At 55.7% G+C, this 17,534-nt stretch carries 12 protein-coding genes; 5 read left to right on the top strand and 7 right to left on the bottom strand.

Features of this window, described 5'->3' with window-relative positions:
• The first annotated feature begins 22 nt into the window (after positions 1-22).
• From Q31a_RS04145 to rpmG, 3 genes are all read left to right on the top strand, one after another.
• On the top strand, positions 23-1,015 hold the full coding sequence (locus Q31a_RS04145) for a DNA-directed RNA polymerase subunit alpha (protein ID WP_145074408.1): 993 nt from the start codon (positions 23-25) through the stop codon (positions 1,013-1,015).
• A 36-nt stretch (positions 1,016-1,051) separates the two neighbouring features.
• Positions 1,052-1,675, top strand: coding sequence for a bL17 family ribosomal protein (locus Q31a_RS04140; RefSeq protein ID WP_145074405.1), 624 nt, complete (start codon positions 1,052-1,054; stop codon positions 1,673-1,675).
• Between the two features lie 87 nt (positions 1,676-1,762).
• Entirely contained in the window at positions 1,763-1,924 is a 162-nt protein-coding gene (rpmG, locus tag Q31a_RS04135) for a 50S ribosomal protein L33 (protein WP_145074402.1), read from the top strand.
• Positions 1,925-2,375: 451 nt separating this feature from the next.
• Here rpmG and Q31a_RS04130 read toward each other — a convergent pair whose 3' ends face one another.
• From Q31a_RS04130 to uvrA, 6 genes are all read right to left on the bottom strand, one after another.
• On the bottom strand, positions 2,376-2,720 hold the full coding sequence (locus tag Q31a_RS04130) for a hypothetical protein (RefSeq protein ID WP_197356187.1): 345 nt from the start codon (positions 2,718-2,720) through the stop codon (positions 2,376-2,378).
• Positions 2,721-3,113: 393 nt separating this feature from the next.
• Positions 3,114-4,487, bottom strand: a complete 1,374-nt coding sequence (egtB, locus tag Q31a_RS04125; RefSeq protein WP_231691061.1) for an ergothioneine biosynthesis protein EgtB — start codon at positions 4,485-4,487, stop codon at positions 3,114-3,116.
• 28 nt (positions 4,488-4,515) lie between these two features.
• The gene (egtD, locus tag Q31a_RS04120) at positions 4,516-5,502 is read right to left on the bottom strand and encodes an L-histidine N(alpha)-methyltransferase (RefSeq protein ID WP_145074396.1); all 987 of its coding nucleotides are present in this window, start codon (positions 5,500-5,502) and stop codon (positions 4,516-4,518) included.
• 172 nt (positions 5,503-5,674) lie between these two features.
• Entirely contained in the window at positions 5,675-6,214 is a 540-nt protein-coding gene (locus Q31a_RS04115) for a hypothetical protein (RefSeq protein WP_231691060.1), read from the bottom strand.
• A gap of 55 nt (positions 6,215-6,269) precedes the next feature.
• Positions 6,270-6,746 carry a hypothetical protein gene (locus Q31a_RS04110; protein WP_145074393.1) on the bottom strand — a complete coding sequence of 159 codons (477 nt, stop codon included), beginning with the start codon at positions 6,744-6,746 and terminating at the stop codon, positions 6,270-6,272.
• A 600-nt stretch (positions 6,747-7,346) separates the two neighbouring features.
• Complete coding sequence (uvrA, locus tag Q31a_RS04105) at positions 7,347-14,360, bottom strand: excinuclease ABC subunit UvrA (protein ID WP_145074390.1); 7,014 nt, start codon at positions 14,358-14,360, stop codon at positions 7,347-7,349.
• A gap of 116 nt (positions 14,361-14,476) precedes the next feature.
• On the opposite strand from uvrA, the gene Q31a_RS04100 reads away from it, so the two are divergent.
• A complete protein-coding gene (locus tag Q31a_RS04100) occupies positions 14,477-14,920 on the top strand; it encodes a hypothetical protein (protein ID WP_197356185.1) in 444 nt (147 codons plus the stop codon).
• Between the two features lie 37 nt (positions 14,921-14,957).
• Here Q31a_RS04100 and Q31a_RS04095 read toward each other — a convergent pair whose 3' ends face one another.
• Positions 14,958-16,307: a hypothetical protein gene (locus tag Q31a_RS04095; protein WP_145074384.1), complete on the bottom strand. Its 1,350-nt coding sequence runs from the start codon at positions 16,305-16,307 to the stop codon at positions 14,958-14,960.
• 189 nt (positions 16,308-16,496) lie between these two features.
• Here Q31a_RS04095 and Q31a_RS04090 point away from each other — a divergent pair, with 189 nt between their 5' ends.
• Positions 16,497-17,498: a WecB/TagA/CpsF family glycosyltransferase gene (locus tag Q31a_RS04090; RefSeq protein ID WP_231691059.1), complete on the top strand. Its 1,002-nt coding sequence runs from the start codon at positions 16,497-16,499 to the stop codon at positions 17,496-17,498.
• Positions 17,499-17,534 lie beyond the last annotated feature (36 nt).

Below are 17,534 nucleotides of genomic sequence, written 5' to 3'. Positions count from 1 at the left end.
CATACTATTCAGGAATCACAACATGCATATCAAATGGCGTGGACTTGAGCTTCCTAGTGCCGTTCATGCAGATCAGCACACCCTATCGCCTACCTATGGCAAGTTCGTGGCTGAACCCTTCGAACGCGGCTTCGGCACGACGGTCGGCAACAGCCTGCGTCGAGTACTGCTGTCCAGCTTGGAAGGTAGTGCCATTACGCAAATCAAAGTTCGCGGTGCTCAGCACGAGTTCACATCGATTCCCGGCGTGTTGGAAGACATGACCGATATCGTGCTCAACGTTAAAGCCCTGGTGGTCAAGAACCACAGCGATTCGACTCGCGTCATTACGGTAGAACGCACTACCGCTGGTGTAATCACCGGTGCGGACGTTGAGACCGATGGCGACGTGGAGATCATCAACAAGCACCATGTGCTGGCGACGTTGACCGAAGACGTCCCGTTCGTAATGGAGATGGTCGTCGAAAACGGTCGTGGCTACGTTCCCTCCTCAGAGCACAGCACCAGAGACCACGAAATCGGCATCATTCCCGTCGACGCGGTGTTCAGCCCCGTTGTCCGCGTTCGCTACGAAATCGAAGAGACACGCGTTGGTCAGAAGACCAACTACGATCGACTCAATCTAGAAGTCTGGACAGACGGATCGATCGGGCCAGAAATGGCACTCGTGGAAGCGGCTAAGATTTTCCGCAAGCACCTCAATCCATTCGTTCAGTACACCGAGCTTGGAAAGCAAGTCCACGCCACCGCCCGCGGTGGTCCTGGATCAGCAGAAGCTCAGTTGGAAGCCAAACTGAACATGTCCGTTGCCGACCTGCGACTGAGTGTCCGGGCTGGGAATTGCCTGGAGAGCGAAGGGATCCATTCGATCCGTGAGCTGGTCCAGCGCAACGAAGATCAACTGCTTGAAATCCGTAATTTCGGCGAAACAACACTGACCGAAGTTCGCGATAAACTCGCAACACTCGGCCTACACCTGGGCATGCGTCTCCCATCTGCGCAAGCCTTTCGATAAACCACAATACACATATCGTCTTAACGGTTCACCGCCATGCGACACAAACGTCACGGTAGAGTTCTCGGTCGTTCACCGAGCCACAGAAAAGCATTACTGAAAAGCCTCACCACGGCGCTCGTATTAACCGAGCGTCCTGATTCGGAGCTGGAAGCGAACGCACCTAAGGTCAAGGGACGGATTATCACAACCCTGGCGAAGGCCAAGGAAGTGCGTCCCATGGTCGAGAAATGCATCACCATTGCCCGCAAGGGACGCGTCGCAGAATTAGCTGCTGCGGCCGAATTCGGCACTCAAGCTGAACGCAATTCCGACGAGTGGAAGAGCTGGCGCAAGAGTGAGAAGTACGGCCAGTGGGTTGCAGCCAATGCTGCTTCGGTCACCGCTCGACGTCGCCTGTTTCAAATGCTGCGTGATAAACTGGCGGTATCGATCCTGTGCAACGATTTGGCCGACCGCTTCGCCGATCGCCCGGGTGGTTACACCCGTATCATGCGTTTGGCGACTCCACGACTCGGTGATGCCGGTACTCGCGCCATCTTGGAGTTTGTGGGCAAGAATGATCGCGTGATCGCTCGCAGCGAAAAGCCTGACTTCGGTGGCGAAACAGCTCCTGCTGCAGAAACCGAGTCAGCTCCAGAGTCCAGCGACGCAAACTAGGCGATTGAGCCCCCAGCTCACGTCGAGAAAACCGTCTCCAATACACGAAGATCGAGTTAGTCCGAGAAGAATCGAAAGAGTGCTGCAATGGCCAAGGGTAAGAAGAGAGAAATTGTTCATCTCGTGTGCGAAGAGAGCGGTGAATACAACTACACCCTCCGACGTCGAACAGGTGGCGAGAAGCTTCGCATCAAGAAGTTTTGCCCACGCCTGCGCAAGCACACGATTCACGTCGAGAAGAAGAAGTAAAAGTCAGCCATCGCGCTAACTTGCCCGATTACAGGGTTCAAAACATCCTAAAGCCTTGGTTGCAGTTAAGCAATCAAGGTTTTTTTCGTGCGCCTTTGCTGAGCAGTAGGGCCGAACCTTGCTGTCCGCATAGCCAATGCTTCTCGGCAAGTCAACGGTACTGAGACGAACTCAAAGGGCTGTGTTCAACTCCTAAGCCGAGCGGTCTCGAGGTAGCCAGCCCGTTGCGTGTGGACCACACTCAATCCCGCTGAGAGCCTTGTCTAGCTAGCCAGCCTCCTCAGGATTCCATCCGCTCAATACCGACGGCATCTTCATTCCCGCGGATAAACGACACGCTGCTCGTTCCCGGAGCTAATCCTAGCCTGGGGTGCACAGAGGTACAAAACGGAGCGCATTGCACGGTAGGCACAGGATCTTCTCTCACGGTCTGCGTCTGCCAAGTGCTGGCTTAAGATTCCTGTCGCTTGCGAGCATAGAGTGATTCACTCCATACCAGGCCAAGGACACATCCAACTCCAGCACAAGAGGTGCTGTTTAATTGAAATTCACGAATCCCCATCGATGGTAGTAGAGAACCAGCGAACCATCCCAAAGCGGCGCACGCGAAAATGCCGATCATCGATTCAACTTGGCTTTGATCAGCGATCAGACAGATGATCAGCAGTGGGATTGCAATAGCTGTTGAGATCACGATTCCGCTACCGCCCACGATGCCAAAGTAGGAGATCGGTATCGCTGTCAGCACCGTGCCCAACAAGATTCTACGAATCGATATTCGAGGACGTGCCTGCATAAACACTCCACGGACAGGTTAGGGCGCGCACTCGGATTACAGCACCCGGGGAAGTATGGATCACTGATCGGCAATAAGGAACGGACTCGCAATCGCCTGGGGCCGTAACGCATGGGCCGTAGTGGGCGTGAGTGCGTCGTGCCTCGCGGGACTGAATAGCAAGTCAATTTAATGCAATCGAGCGACATTAGTTCTGAGTCTACCATTGGACGACAGCGCGAGCAACGTTTTACTGGCGTAGTCCACACGGGACGCCCCGAGCCGGATGCAAACCGGGGCACCGCGTACGTATTCCCGTGGCGACACTCTCCAATCATCCTGAATATTCACTACCGCCCGAACCTGCTCCTCCCTCTTCGCCGGGTGGCAGACCGAGGAAGCTTGTGCCCTCATCTAGCGAGCCAGGCGGATCCCTGAAAATTGCCAGCGTGCATCGGGCGGAAAGAAGTTCCGGTAGGTCGGACGAATATGGTCGGACGAGGTTGCACACGACCCGCCGCGGAGCACGAATTGATTGCACATGAACTTGCCGTTGTACTCACCTAACGCTCCAGAGGTAGGTTGGTATCCAGGATAGGCCGTGTACTGGCTGCTCGTCCATTGCCACACGTTGCCCATCCAATTGGCGGATTGACTCGGTCCCTCTGCCCGCGGATGGACAACCTGCCCAGCGGCTATCAATTGATCTGCAAAGCGCCTCGCTGTCTCGGAAGCTTTCGCGTTTGAAGCAGCATTGGCTACCGTGGCAGCCTCCCACTCGAACTCGGTCGGCAGACGATGGCCACTCCAGCGGGCGTAGGCGTCAGCTTCAAAATAACTGACGTGGCACACCGGAGCCTGCCAGTCCATCGCATGAACTCCATCCATGCGATACTGCTGCCATTCGCCAGCGTCGCGCAACCAGTACAAGGGAGCATCCCATTGCTGTTCTTGGACGGTACTCCAGCCCAGAGATAACCATAATTCCGGACGGCGGTATCCACCATCCTCGATAAACCGCACATACTCTGCGTTCGTCACCAACCGCTTGGACAACGCGTGAGACAGCAGCAGAGTCCGGTGCCGTGGCATTTCATTGTCAAAGCTAAACCCATTGTGCTGAAGCCCATTATGCTGAAACCCTATTTCAGCAACATGCTCTGGAAACTCCAACCATTCCATTGAATTCGCACTTTCCAGGCACGGCAACTCCCCCGCCTCCGGCCCCACAGAGGCAGAATTGTAGGCTGGGTAAAGTGGATTATGGAACAGCACATGCTTAATGTCGGTCAACATCAACTCTTGGTGCTGCTGCTCGTGCTGCAAGCCTAGCTCCAGGATCGTTTCCTGTTCGGGTGTCAGGGTTGAGCCGCTCGTGAGCAATTGCACCACGCGTTCATCAACATACGTTCGATAGTCGATCGTCTGAGACAAACCAGGACGGGAAATCTGGCCTCGACGATGGCGAGGAAACTGCTGCCCGATGGCATTGTAGTAAGAGTTAAACAGGTATTCGAAACTATCGTCGAATGCTTGATAGCCGCTGGTCGACTTGAGTAGAAAGGTCTCAAAGAACCAAGTCGTGTGAGCCAGATGCCAGCGGGTGGGACTCACATCAGGCATCGACTGCATGGCGCAGTCCTCGACCGACAGAGGAGCGGCAATTTCCAGGCTCAACTGGCGGATGCGCTGAAATTGTTCGCCGAAACACTTGCTCGCAGACGGTGGCTGGTCACCACTCGCTTGCGGCGCATCGATTTGAAGAGAGCTGTGAGGCGTAGCTGTCACGGGTACCGGCCTGAGGGGGATAAAACAATTAGGCTTCGAGATAAGCAACGGCAAAATAGTCTTGCGAGTCGGTCCAAACGTGTTGCATTTCGAATCCCGCCGTCGTTGCCATTTCGGAGAACTGTTCGACGGAATACTTGTGGGAATATTCGGTTAAGATCCGTTCGCCTTCCCCCAGCTGAAACACGCGATCACCGACCTGCACCGACTGCTCACACAGGCTGACCAGATAAATCTCGATCCTTGAAAACTCGGGATTAAAGAACGCGTGGTGTTCGAACTGCTTGACATCAAAACTGCCTCCCAATTCGCGATTGATGCGGTGCAGAACATTGAGAGTAAATGCGTCGGAGACTGCAGCGGCATCGTTATACGCGGCTTCCAAAACGCGTACGTCCTTCACCAGGTCAAAGCCGATGAGCAATCCCAGTCGGCGGTGCTGCAATTTCGTCAATTGATGGAGCAAGCGTTGGGCATCGAGGGCACTTAAATTACCGATAGTTGAACCGGGAAAGAAAACGGTCACGTTCTCCTCCGCGATTGAATCGGGAAGCTCGAATTGCTGAGTAAAATCGGCCACGATGGGCTGGACTTGCAAGCCGGGGTAATCCCGCTCCAACCCTTCTACGGTCTGCAGTAAATGCTCCCGGGAGACATCAACTGGCACGTAGGCGCGGGGCTGCTTCAGGCTATCAAGCAGCACGCGAGTTTTAATACTGCTACCACTTCCTAATTCCACCAACACCGCCTGCGTCCCAATGCAATCAGCCATTTGGCTAGTGTACTGCGACATGATGAGGCGTTCGGTACGAGTGGGGTAATACTCTTCGACCTCGCAGATCTGATCAAACAGCGCCGACCCCTGCGCGTCGTACAAATACTTGCTACTGATGTATTTCGAAGGGCTTGCCAACCCCAGCAATACATCGGAGTAAAATTGCTGGCGTTCCTCTTGGATTGGACAGTCGGTATCGATCGCGAAAGCTCCCTCTACGAATTCTACAATTTGCTGCATCGGACAGCCTCCCAACACACTTCGGAAGCGAAGTGGTGGAAGTTGCCCAGGGCCCGAACACGGTTGGCTGCTTTCAAACCATTTTCCGGGGCATGCATGCCACCGTCTTGGGCTATGAAATCAATGCTGGAGATAACTTCCCCCAGTGTCACGATTTCTTTCTTAACAAACGCTATTTTTCGGCAAACTCGAGCCGTCCAAAGAGGTGCCCCCCCACTTGGTCATGCTGCCAAGTACCGGTGTATTTGTCACCGTGAAACAAGACTCGCGCTGAAAATGTCCCCAGCGTCGGGATGGCGATATTGTCCAACACCATCACGGGTGTACTGCCGGCCCACTTCACATCCAGTGGCACCGGTACGGTTAAGTCATACTGACCGTACTTAATTTGTGCGTTCACAACCCACTTGTCCCCCTCCTCTAATTTTTCCACCGAAGAAATCAGGTAGGTTTCCTGCTTGAGTTCGTCCAACGGTTTCCCATCGATGGTAAAGTGCCCTACCAACTTCGTGCCTGTCAGTAGCTTGGAAAACTTCTCAAATCTCATCTGCTGAGAATCAACATCATCGATCAGCGTCTTATCCGTAACCACCCCAAGAGGTCTTGCACCCGTTTGGCTGACGACGGGAGCGGTTTCTTGCGCTCGGAGGCTCCCCTCGTCGCTGAGCAGCCACCCCAGTACCGCTGTACACAGAAATAGATAACGCAACATAACCTTCATCTCCCTAGACAATTGAGACACACCTCAGAACAGTGAGCACGCGAGTTCACTCTGGTACTTGATCCTCAGGGTAAACCCAAAGTTCTCCCTTTTCCGAATTGAACTTGTAGACGGCCCCTTCTGGCAATTCAGGCAACTGGAGGCTGTTGGCTTTTACAATTTTCTGCATGAATTCTTCATGAGAATTTGGGAAACGTCCCTCAGTCGCCTTAAACATATTAATGGCGGGGGGGATTTGAAACTCCAGCACGGCCTTCTGCTCGACGTTGAACAGCGCGGAGGCTGGACCAGTGATAATCTTGGCAATGCCCGATTCATTCTTCAGACTCTGCCCTCTCTTACCGACTCCCGCCAGCGCTTGTTGAGCCTGAATTACGGGAGGACCGTTCGGCATCGCTGCCGACTGTTCCGTTGCCGCATCCTCAGGTTCGGCAGAGGCAGGGGGCCCCGATTCCGGGGCACAGGCCACCAGGCTTGCGAGTGAACAACTCATTACGAAGAGACGAAACAGCTGGAATCTCATTGCTAGATTATTTCGGTTAGATGAATTGGAATAACAGCATTCGTGGACACTTACGGCTTGGTGCAAAGTCAGCTCGTCGCGTGCCCAAGGCACAAGCGAATCCCAACTCCCCAACATGTCGGCTTACCCAACCTGGCGCAAACGAAAAGCATCTGATTCGACAAGCTGGTGCGACCAAGCTTTAAGAAATCCTCTGAAAGTTGCCCTAGCCTGCCAAACACATTATACGGAGCGCGGGAGTGAAAATGCGAGCAATGGATCGGACCCGGTAGAAATTTGAGGATCGAAGTAGCTGCGGTAGAGTCGTTGTGCTGGAGGCAGCCATCCCTAGCTTGCCGCACCAACAGCCGACAATCTCAGCTCGCGCACTCTCCCCATCCATGAAAGTGGTCGGACCACGCAAGCCTGTTTCGTACGATTCGTCCTGTTCACAAGCTTCCAGCCTGCCACGGAAGTGGCCGGAACTGGCTCTCCCGCCTCGCTCAGCTCAGCTCGCTCAGCTCAGCTCGCTCAGCTCAGCTCAGCTCCGAGCGGATTACTCTGGACCAGCCTTCGCTACGCCAAGCTTGCCGCTGAAGCAACCCGAGCGTTTCGATTGGATCAAGATCCTATTTTTTTGCTGCCCACTTGAGCCTGGCTCACGAAGCTTTTGTGAGTCGACAATAGCTTGCGAACGGACGCATCTCGCGGTTGCTGCAACTCGGTAAAGGCGATCTGGAGCTGCTCTTCCCCTTCGCCGCGATTCGTGACCTGCACTGGCATTGGCAACGAATCCTTGAGATCACCCGCTTGATAGCCAACGGGCCCATTGAGTACAGCAATCAGCCCCTCTGGCCGTTTCGTATGCAACACAATCCAAGGCTCATTCATCCCAGGCAGCAAATACCGCGCAGTCGATTGCTCGTCCCATCGCCAACGGCCTCCGCCAGCCGCCTGATGCACCGCTTGAATAAAGACGCTCAGAGTTTCTGCGGGCCACACAATGGTTCTGCCTGGGGGAAACCCCTTACGGAGTGCGTGCCAACGCTGCTTCAAGACTTTCCAGGGACTATGGTTCTTAGGATCACTACTCTCAGTAGCTTCTGGCACCGGAGCAGTCTTCCCGAGAAAAGCGGAACTTGCATCTTCCAACCATTTCCAGAACTTGGCGGTATCGATTTCATCAAGCGTGTAAGGACGCAATTCAAGTTCCATCCATGTCCCCGACGCCTTGGCTTTGACGCGTGGTTCGTTGCCATACATCTCGACCTCTTCGAGCTGATTCAGCGTGGGAAGCTCGACGATGGATTCAAGTTGAGCTTTCGTGAACGACCGACGTGGCACTCGAAACTTGAGCTTCAACAACCAAGTCTCCGCAGTGATGGCGTGCAGGAACCAACCTCGACTCTTGACCGGACCACTCACCTCTACAATGCTTCGGTTATCCCAATTGATCGGCGCGAAGCCTTCGATGTCAGCAATGCGTTGAGCCAGTTTCTTGAGAATCTCGCGTTCCCAACGAATCGGTTGACCTGCGCGATCCACACTGTCACGGGTATGCCAACGCTCTCCATCTGCCTGCCACGGCAACAACGTATTGCGACCAATCTGATCCAGCTCAATGTCACCTTCCTTGACTTCCATCAAGGTTTCGACGGCATAGGTTTCGCGTTCCACGTACTCAATCGTTTCCATCTGAGGCGCCATGGCCTCTCCGGTATAGCTCCGCAGCAGCTCCTCAGATGCAGGCTCTCCCTTCTTCGACCGGCGTTTCTTGCTAGCCTTTAATGCGGCGGCAGCGTGTTCCACCAATCCTTCAGGCGTACCAGCAAACACAAGCTTCCCACCTTCGCTACCCGCCTCAGGTCCAAGGTCGAGTACCCAATCCGCGGCCTTGATCACATCCAGGTTGTGTTCGATCACCAATACGGTGTTGCCTAGATCCACCAATCGTTGCAGCACTTCTAGCAGCTTGATGATGTCTACAAAATGCAAGCCGGTCGTCGGCTCATCTAACAGATAGAAGGTCTTACCGGTATCCGGTCGCGACAGTTCCGCTGCCAACTTAACGCGTTGCGCTTCACCACCCGATAACGTGGGTGCCGATTGTCCGAGCGAAATGTAATCCAGTCCTACATCGACCAGCGTTTGCAAGATCCGGCGAATCTTGGGAATGTTGCTAAACACCTCCAACGACTGACCAATTTGCATCTCCAAAATATCGTGGATCGAAAATCCATGATATTGCACCGACAAGGTGTCCTCGTTGAAACGTCGCCCATGACAACTATCGCACTCCACCCACACATCGGGCAGGAAGTGCATTTCGATGCGAATCTGCCCGTTGCCTTCACATTTCTCACAGCGTCCCCCAGGAACGTTGAACGAGAATTGGCGAGGTGTATAACCAAGTGCCCGCGCTTCCGGCAATTGGGAATACAGTTGCCGAATTAAGTCGAACACCCCTGTGTAGGTCGCCGGCGTCGAACTCGGATTCGAGCCAATGGGGCTCTGATCCACTCGAATCACCTTATCAACAAGCTTCACCCCTTCGATTGACTCGTAAGCACTCTTCTTGGTCGCTTGCTTGGAGAGTACTTTCGAAATCCCAGGGAACAGCACTTCATTGATCAGCGTACTCTTACCACTTCCGCTAGGGCCGGTCACAACCGTCATTCGCCCCAGTGGAAAGTCGACACTTACATTGTGCAAATTGTTCGCCCGCGCACCACGCAGGCGGATCCAACCGCGATCTTGTGTGCGACGCGTTTGCGGTACAGGAATAGTTCGCGCGTCGCTGAGGAATGGTCCAGTAACACTCTTGGGTTGCAACGCCACGCGTTGAGGAGAACCACTCGCGACCAACTCGCCGCCAAAGCGTCCCGCCGCTGGCCCGAAGTCAAAGACTCCATCACTGCTTTCAATCACGTCGCGATCGTGCTCGACCACAATTAGGGTATTGCCGATGTCACGCAATTTTTTCAAGGCACCAATCAGGCGCAAATTGTCGCGGGGGTGCAGACCAATGGTCGGCTCGTCCAACACGTACAGCACGCCGCACAGCCCACTCCCCAATTGACTCGAGAGTCGAATTCGCTGCGACTCCCCACCACTAAGCGTATTGGCGGGACGTGAAAGCGAGAGATAGTTCAAACCAACATCTAACAAGAACTCAGTCCGAGCCAACAACTCGCGCACCAACTCCCCAGCAATTTGTTGCTCGCGTTTCGTCAGCTTCCATGAAGAGAGTTGATCGCGGAGCCAGCTCAGAGTTCCTTGGGTATAGTCACCAATGGTGAGGCCACGGAATTTGGCCGCCGCTGCATCCGCGTTCAGCCGAGATCCGTCGCAGGCGGAGCAGGCAACCTCAGCGACATAAGGATTCAACTTGGTGCGTAATTGAGGGCTAAGCTTGGCGGCATACTCCAGTGCCGGAAACAGTCCCTTCCATTGGAATTCGAAGCGGACGTTCTTACTAGTTTCAATCTCGAACCAGCGCTCCCCAGTGCCATTGAGTAGTGTGCGGCGTTGTCCTGCGGTGAGCTTTTCGACCGGCACGTCCAAGGAAATACCGACGGCGCGACAAAAGGTCTCCAGCATCGGGCCGGCCAACTCCGTTACCACGTTCTCACTCTGCGACGTCTCATCGAGAGCGGGCCACATCTTTATCGCCCCCTGCCGAAGCGTCAGAGTGGGGTCGAGCAGCAGGGCAGGGCTGGTGCCCGTTTGCGTTCCGAGCCCTTCGCAGTCGTTGCACCACCCCAGGGGAGAATTGAACGAAAAGGAATGAGGCGTCAGGACTTGCAAACTGTATCCACAATCTCGACAGGCCAGGTGCTGACTGTGGCGGGTCGCCAACCAATGAATCTCTTCTTGATCCTCGCGTGGCTCAACAGCTAAGAGGTTGCCACCACCGAGGGAGAGTGCCAATTCGACGCTCTCGGCAATCCGGCTGCGATTGGCTTGGGAAACGGTGATGCGATCCACGACCGCCTCTAGATCGTAGCTGATGGTCGAGGAGAGTTGCGGAGGCTCATCCAGCGAATAGGTGCGGCCGTTTACGCGAACGCGAACGAGCCCCGAGGTCCGAAGATCGGCCCATAGATTTTCGGGGTCGTGATTGGGTTGCCAGCGCAGCGGAGAGGTAATCATCAGCCGGGTTCCCTCCTCATGCCCCAACAAATGATTGGTAATGTCATCCGCGGTCTGATTGGCAACCGGCTTGTCACAGGTTGGACAATGCGGTTCACCAAGTCGCGCCATTAACACGCGCAGATAATCATAGATCTCGGTAACGGTGCCGACCGTGCTCCGCGGATTGTGAGCGACACTCTTCTGCTCAATAGCGATGGCTGGCGCCAAACCCTCAATCTTTTGCACTTTCGGCTTAGGCATCTGCCCCACAAACTGGCGTGCATAAGACGACAGGCTCTCCACATAGCGGCGTTGCCCTTCGGCGTACACCGTATCCATGGCCATCGAGCTCTTACCGCTTCCGCTCGGTCCGCAAAAGACCGACAACGAGTGGTGGGGAATGACTAGCGAAACATCCTTTAAGTTATGCTCCTGAGCACCTTGAATGGTAATCCCAGTGGGCGCGTTGACCGTACTTCGACGCTCATTCGCGGGCTTCTTGTCTTTGGCACTAATCGGGACGGCCGCCAAATGTCGGGCTAGCGACACGCCGGTATAGGACTCTTTGACTTTGACGATATCCTCAGGCACTCCGGCAAAGACGACTTGGCCTCCGGCTTGCCCACCCTCGGGCCCAATATCCACCAGCCAATCGGCCGCTTTGATAATGTCTAAGTTGTGCTCGATTACCAAGACGGTATTGCCACGTTCGACCAAGTCTTGCAACACCTTGAGCAACAACCGGATATCGTGAAAGTGCAGTCCCGTGGTCGGTTCATCCAGTAGATACAGGGTCCGTCCGGTGTCTTTACGCGCGAGTTCCTTAGCCAGCTTGATCCGCTGCGCTTCACCACCGGAGAGCGTCGGTGAGGGCTGGCCAAGCTTGATGTAGTCCAATCCGACATCGTGCAGCGTCTGCAATTTCTCGGCAATTTTGGGGACGTTCTCAAACAACGCGAGCGCCTGCTGAATATCCATCTCGAGGATATCTGCGATCGATTTCTCTTTGAACTTAACCTGCAGCGTCTCGTGGTTGTATCGCTTGCCTTCGCACACCGGACACTTGACCCACAAGTCAGCTAAGAAATCCATCTCAAGCTTGTTGGAGCCATTCCCCTCACACGATTCACAACGTCCACCCGACACATTGAAACTGAATCGTCCGGGCTGGTAACCGCGGCGTTTCGCTTCGGTCAGACCTACAAACAGATTGCGGATTTCATCGAAGACTTTGACGTAGGTAGCCGGGTTACTGCGAGGCGTTCTGCCAATGGGCGATTGATCGATGGCGATCACTTTATCCAGATGCTCAACCCCTTCGACGCTTTCGTGCGCCCCAGGCATATCTTCCGCCGCGTGCAACTTGCGACGCAATACGGGAACCAGGATATCGTTGATCAGTGAGCTCTTACCGGACCCGCTAACTCCAGTCACACACACCAATTTTCCGAGTGGTAGATCCACGGAAACATTCTTGAGATTGTTCTGTGTAGCACCCACGATGCGGATCAAATCGCCATTTCCAGGGCGTCGCGTTTCGGGGACAGGAATGGTCTCAGCGCCCGACAAAAAGCGGCCGGTCAGACTGCGCTCACTGGCGGCTAGGGAGCCGAGGTCCCCACAACTGACGATCTCTCCCCCACGAACTCCCGGGCCGGGTCCGAAGTCAAGGATCAAGTCAGCGGCCCGCATCGTATCCTCATCGTGCTCAACCACCAGCAGCGAGTTCCCCTGGTCGCGGAGCGCCTTCAAGGAATCGATCAAGCGGTCGTTGTCGCGTGGGTGCAAGCCGATCGAGGGCTCATCCAATACATAGAGCACACCGACCAACCCGGAACCAATTTGGCTGGCCAAGCGGATGCGCTGCGCCTCTCCGCCCGACAACGTGGGAGCGGAGCGCCCGATCGTCAAGTAATCGAGCCCGACATTCAATAGAAACTGCAAGCGATTCAAAACTTCTCGAACCGCTTCCGAGGCAATCCGCTTTTCAATTTCTCCCAGCTCCACGGCAGCCAAAAACTCGCGACAACGATCGATCGGAAGGTCGCACAGTTCTGGCAAGTTCAACCATTGAGGTACCCCGTCCAGCTTGGCCGTACTCTCGAGACGGATTTGCCGCGCCTGCTTGTGCAAACGCATACCGCCACATGCCCCGCAGTGTCGCTTCTCCATGTACTTCTCAAAACGCTTGCGGCCACTCGAGCTCTTCGCATTGCGGTATTGCTCCATGAGCTGCGACACCACACCCTCGAATGCGCCGCCATACTTCATGGGCTTGCTGCCACCCCGCCACGTAAACGTGATGTGTCGCTCACCAGTCCCGTACAACCACTCCTTTTGCACCTCGGGGGCCAGATCTTGCCACGGCTGCGTCAAACTCTCCCCAGCCTCGAGCCCATACTCCTTCTCAATCGATTCGCTAACACTCATCAACTGGTGCCGCTGCCAGCGTCCGAGGTCATTCCAACCGCCGAGCAACTCAATCGCACCTCGCCGAATCGACTTGGTCGGTTCGGGAATCAGCAACTCAGGCGAAAAAGTAAACTGCCGCCCTAGCCCCTCGCACACATTGCACATGCCGCTGGGACTATTGAAACTCAACATCTGCGGGGTAGGGGGGAGTGTCGACGTGCCGCACTTGGGACACGCGTACTCACTACTCATGATCAACTCATCCGTCGCCTGACCAGCCCGACGGCGACCTCGTCGGCTTTTGACCGGGGGAGCATCCTCGGTCTCAGCGGCCTCCGACTCCTCCCCAGCTTCAGGCTTTTTTTCTTCACTCCAGGGGATGACGATCAACGTGTTTTCCCCCAGCTTGAGCGACTCATGCACCGAGTCGGCCAACGAAGTTCGGGGAGTCTCCTGGGGGCTAAACTTTGCCACCACAACTTCAATATCGTGCTTTTGCTGGCGCTGCAACTGAGGCGCTTCCGTAACGCGCATCACCGTTCCATCGATGCGCGCCCGCGCGTACCCCTGCCGTTGGAGCGTTTCGAACAAGTCGCGATGCTCGCCCTTCTGACCGCGCACAACGGGGGCTAACATCATGTATTCGTTCGATTCGGTCAGCCCCTGCAGGCGCGCCACAATCTGATCGACTGTCTGCGAGGTGATCGGAACATCGCATTTCGCGCAAAATCCCGTCCCGACGCGCGCATAGAGTACCCTCAGAAAGTCGTAGATCTCTGTTACGGTCCCCACCGTACTCCGAGGGTTCGAACTAGTCGATTTTTGACTAATCGAAATTGCAGGGCTCAATCCACCGATATAATCGACGTTCGGCTTGGGAAGCTGCCCGATGAATTGTCGAGCGTAACTCGACAAGCTTTCGAGGTAGCGGCGTTGGCCCTCGGCGTAGAGCGTATCAAACGCCATCGAGCTCTTACCACTGCCACTAACCCCCGTAAATACAATCAGCTGATTGCGAGGCAGGGAAATACTGACGTTCTGGAGATTATGCTCTCTAGCGCCACGTACTTCGATGTTCGCGTTGTCCATAGTTTTCGTCTTGAGCGAGTGGGCTTCCGGCCAAACCCTTCATTGTAAGTGATTCAGTGGAAATTGAAGACCGGTCACCATCGAGCCCTCACCGATTTGTGATTTTAAGGCACGAGATGCCAGCATTGGACTCCACTCCATCGCATTGGGATCTGCTGCTTGCTCCCCCACTTCCCGCTTCCCAGCTCATCACTTATCAGCTCCTGGAGCTCCCCGATCCCAACAGGCTTCTCGCGAAAATAGGGGCGCGCCGCCTGCCGGACCATCGCCCTCTCTACCTCGATTACGAAGGCCCGATCTCTCGCAACAGGGGATCCGTAACTCGTTACGCAGCTGGAACTTACACAATCGCCTCCCCGCCTCAAATCACTCCTGCCGAATTCCTCGCATGGTCTTCCCCAGACGTGGTCGTGCAGCCCACCCCACGCACCACGGCAGTGAGAATCTCCATCGAATTGCAATCCCAGGACGGCTGGACGGCCAAGCTCCAAATTCCAGCCAGTCAGCCTGGGGAACCGCTGGAGCTGACTCTCCAAGAATGGCGAAAACGCGAGCTCTGAATGAACCGATTGGGCCCGCCCCATCTCCCCCAGTTGGCTAACGCATGGTTCGGCAAAGCTCTTCGTCGAGCGCCGCGAGGTGCTCACGCTCGTGCTTCCTAAGCGACTCCTCGAACGAGTCGACCGCGTTGCGGAGCTGCTGCAGGACCTCCGGACAACGGCTGGCGATGTCGCTCACCTCCCAGCGGTCATCCGGTTTGACGTAGAGCTGTTCGACAAACTGCGGCACAGCGTCCGCCTGCCAATCCCGCTGCTCAGCCAGATCGCCCGCAGAATCGCCAAGCTCGCCGACACGGAGCTCCCTAGATCTGTCGTCGCAGCCTGCTGACGCGGAAAACACGGCACTCCACGCCGGGGAGCGAACCCAGACCTGCCCCCCCAACCCGTCGGCCTCCGCGGTAAATAAGACCGCCAGCTGATGCAGGGGATCCCAGGCGGTGGCGTTATAGCTATACGCCAAACGGAGCATATTGCGTCCCCAAGCTCTATTCAGCAGCGGAATTTCAAGATCAAGACAATGCATCAGCGTGACGGCCAGATCCGGCAATTGGCACAGCTCCCCGCGCCGCTGGCCCACCGGCTCATATTCGCTCGGCAGGATGATTGCCGCACACCCCAGCTCTTCACCGTGCAATTGCTCCTTCCCCCAGCCGACATAACCATGCTCGCCCAACGGCACTCCCCCCAGGGATGCAAAAAGAAGGCTCCACTGAGCTGCGTCCGGGCGAGTTGCCACAGTGGCGTAGAGCGCTGCGATGGCATCATCCAAGACGGCCGTTTGCGCTGCCGCTACCTGCCCCCAGCCGATAACCCAATCGGGATCGACGGATGCGTCGACCTCAAACCCCGGAGCGTCGACCTCAGCTGGCGGGACAGGGTCCTCGGGATCCAAAAACTTTTCGCGCAACTCCAATGGCGCATCCCATGCCAACCGCAAACCACGACTGTGAATCCAGACAAGCCCGTCGACACCTTCGGCGAGCGCTTCCGCCGCAGCTGCAAAAACCGTCATTAAACTGCACTCAGCAGGATCCTCCACCGGCTCGGTGACAGGCTCAAGCGAGATCAACGTCACCTGCTTGCATCCCAATTGCTGAGCAATATCCGCGGCCACCGGACAGTCGGTATACAGCGCAGCAGGGCGTTGATTCTCCTCGAAAGCACGCCATAGACTCCACTCCGAAGTGGCCTCCTGCCGAGCGTGCAGCCCGGTCCAGAGGCTCCTCAACTGTGTCGAAAGCTGCCGGGAATCAAGAAAACACTGATCGAGCACCAGTCCCTGGGCGGCCAGCTGATCAATCGCCGGAGTGGCTGCGGTGTTGCTGCCATAGGCTCCGATCAACCCCGTACCAACACCTTCAACAACAATTGCAAGTGCGTTCTTCATTCCAAACTTTCGTTACAACCGGTGCGAGCAATAGAAACGGCCTGCTCGTTTTCTCGCAGAGTCCGCAATAAATTCTGACAAAGTGTACTCATGGCCTAGGGTTCGGTGAACGCTGGGAGAGGCTGCATCTGCAGCCGTCGCCCAAACCATCAAATCGCCTGCTCTCCTCTGTGCCAAGGGTCGTTGGAAATGGAATCCTCCACAAACTCAAACTCCAGCTCTCACACCATTCCGCTACCGATTGTTAACGGCTCAGCTAATACCCCCTTGGCCCATTCCGGTTCCTCCCAATCCCCGCCCCGCTCGCCACGGACGACGACCACCGCCACGAATCCTGTGGCGGAAAGTCTGGACCGTGGTATTGATGGAGTCCTTGAGGCAATCCAGGACGAGCGCAGAACTGGCACCAGATCAAACCTCACTTGGCCTACCAAAGTTCCCATCTGGAATGGTGAGTTCTCGTTGCTGAACATGACGCAAACGGTCGCCTTGGCCGATGCGGTAATCCAAGCAGGTCATCCCGAGTACTTCGTCACCGCCAATCTAAACTATTTGATGCTGACCGAAGAGCATCCCAGGCTGGAGGAGATCAATCGCCGCAGCATTGCAGTGCTGGCCGACGGCCGCCCTATCGTAGCACGTAGTCGCGTTTCAGAAACACCACTGCCGGAGCGTGTTGCCGGCGCCGACTTGATTGTCGAACTTGCGCGTCTATCTGCAGAGAAGGGCTATCGCATCTACTTCCTAGGTGCCGCTCCAGGAGTTGCCCAAACGGCAGCCCACAAGCTGCAAGAGCAGTTCCCCCAGCTCGAAGTCGCCGGTTGCTATGCGCCTCCATTCCGTCCATTGACGGCCGCCGAACACGAACAGATGCTCGAGCAAATCCGTGAAGCCAAACCAGATATCCTGCTGGTTGCTTTTGGACAGCCGAAAGGGGAGATGTGGATTGCGAACAATCGGGAGACCCTGGGCGTGCCCCTGAGTATCCAGCTGGGAGCCTCCTTCGACTTCCTGGCCGGAACGGCCAAGCGAGCACCGCTCGTCTGGCAGAAAATTGGCTGCGAATGGCTGTACCGCGCCCTATCCGACCCCAGACGCCTGGGGCCCCGCTACCTCAAGAACATTGCGTTCCTCTTGCGAAAAATCGCCGGCGACCTCGCTTCGGTACTCAAGCTCACTTTCGCCCAGTGAGCGCAGCAAAACACCACCATCACTGCGTGACGGTGG

The organism is Aureliella helgolandensis (assembly GCF_007752135.1).
Lineage (GTDB): Bacteria > Planctomycetota > Planctomycetia > Pirellulales > Pirellulaceae > Aureliella > Aureliella helgolandensis.
The sequence above is the reverse complement of the archived record's forward strand: the minus strand, read 5'-3'. Positions and strand labels throughout refer to the sequence as shown.

Excerpts from the sequence above, each read along its gene's own strand:
- Q31a_RS04145 (WP_145074408.1), top strand. The coding sequence starts at position 23 with ATGCATATCAAATGGCGTGGACTTGAGCTTCCTAGTGCCGTTCATGCA.
- Q31a_RS04140 (WP_145074405.1), top strand. The coding sequence starts at position 1,052 with ATGCGACACAAACGTCACGGTAGAGTTCTCGGTCGTTCACCGAGCCAC.
- rpmG (WP_145074402.1), top strand. The coding sequence starts at position 1,763 with ATGGCCAAGGGTAAGAAGAGAGAAATTGTTCATCTCGTGTGCGAAGAG.
- Q31a_RS04130 (WP_197356187.1), bottom strand. The coding sequence starts at position 2,720 with ATGCAGGCACGTCCTCGAATATCGATTCGTAGAATCTTGTTGGGCACG.
- egtD (WP_145074396.1), bottom strand. The coding sequence starts at position 5,502 with ATGCAGCAAATTGTAGAATTCGTAGAGGGAGCTTTCGCGATCGATACC.
- Q31a_RS04115 (WP_231691060.1), bottom strand. The coding sequence starts at position 6,214 with ATGTTGCGTTATCTATTTCTGTGTACAGCGGTACTGGGGTGGCTGCTC.
- Q31a_RS04110 (WP_145074393.1), bottom strand. The coding sequence starts at position 6,746 with ATGAGATTCCAGCTGTTTCGTCTCTTCGTAATGAGTTGTTCACTCGCA.
- uvrA (WP_145074390.1), bottom strand. The coding sequence starts at position 14,360 with ATGGACAACGCGAACATCGAAGTACGTGGCGCTAGAGAGCATAATCTC.
- Q31a_RS04100 (WP_197356185.1), top strand. The coding sequence starts at position 14,477 with ATGCCAGCATTGGACTCCACTCCATCGCATTGGGATCTGCTGCTTGCT.
- Q31a_RS04095 (WP_145074384.1), bottom strand. The coding sequence starts at position 16,307 with ATGAAGAACGCACTTGCAATTGTTGTTGAAGGTGTTGGTACGGGGTTG.
- Q31a_RS04090 (WP_231691059.1), top strand. The coding sequence starts at position 16,497 with ATGGAATCCTCCACAAACTCAAACTCCAGCTCTCACACCATTCCGCTA.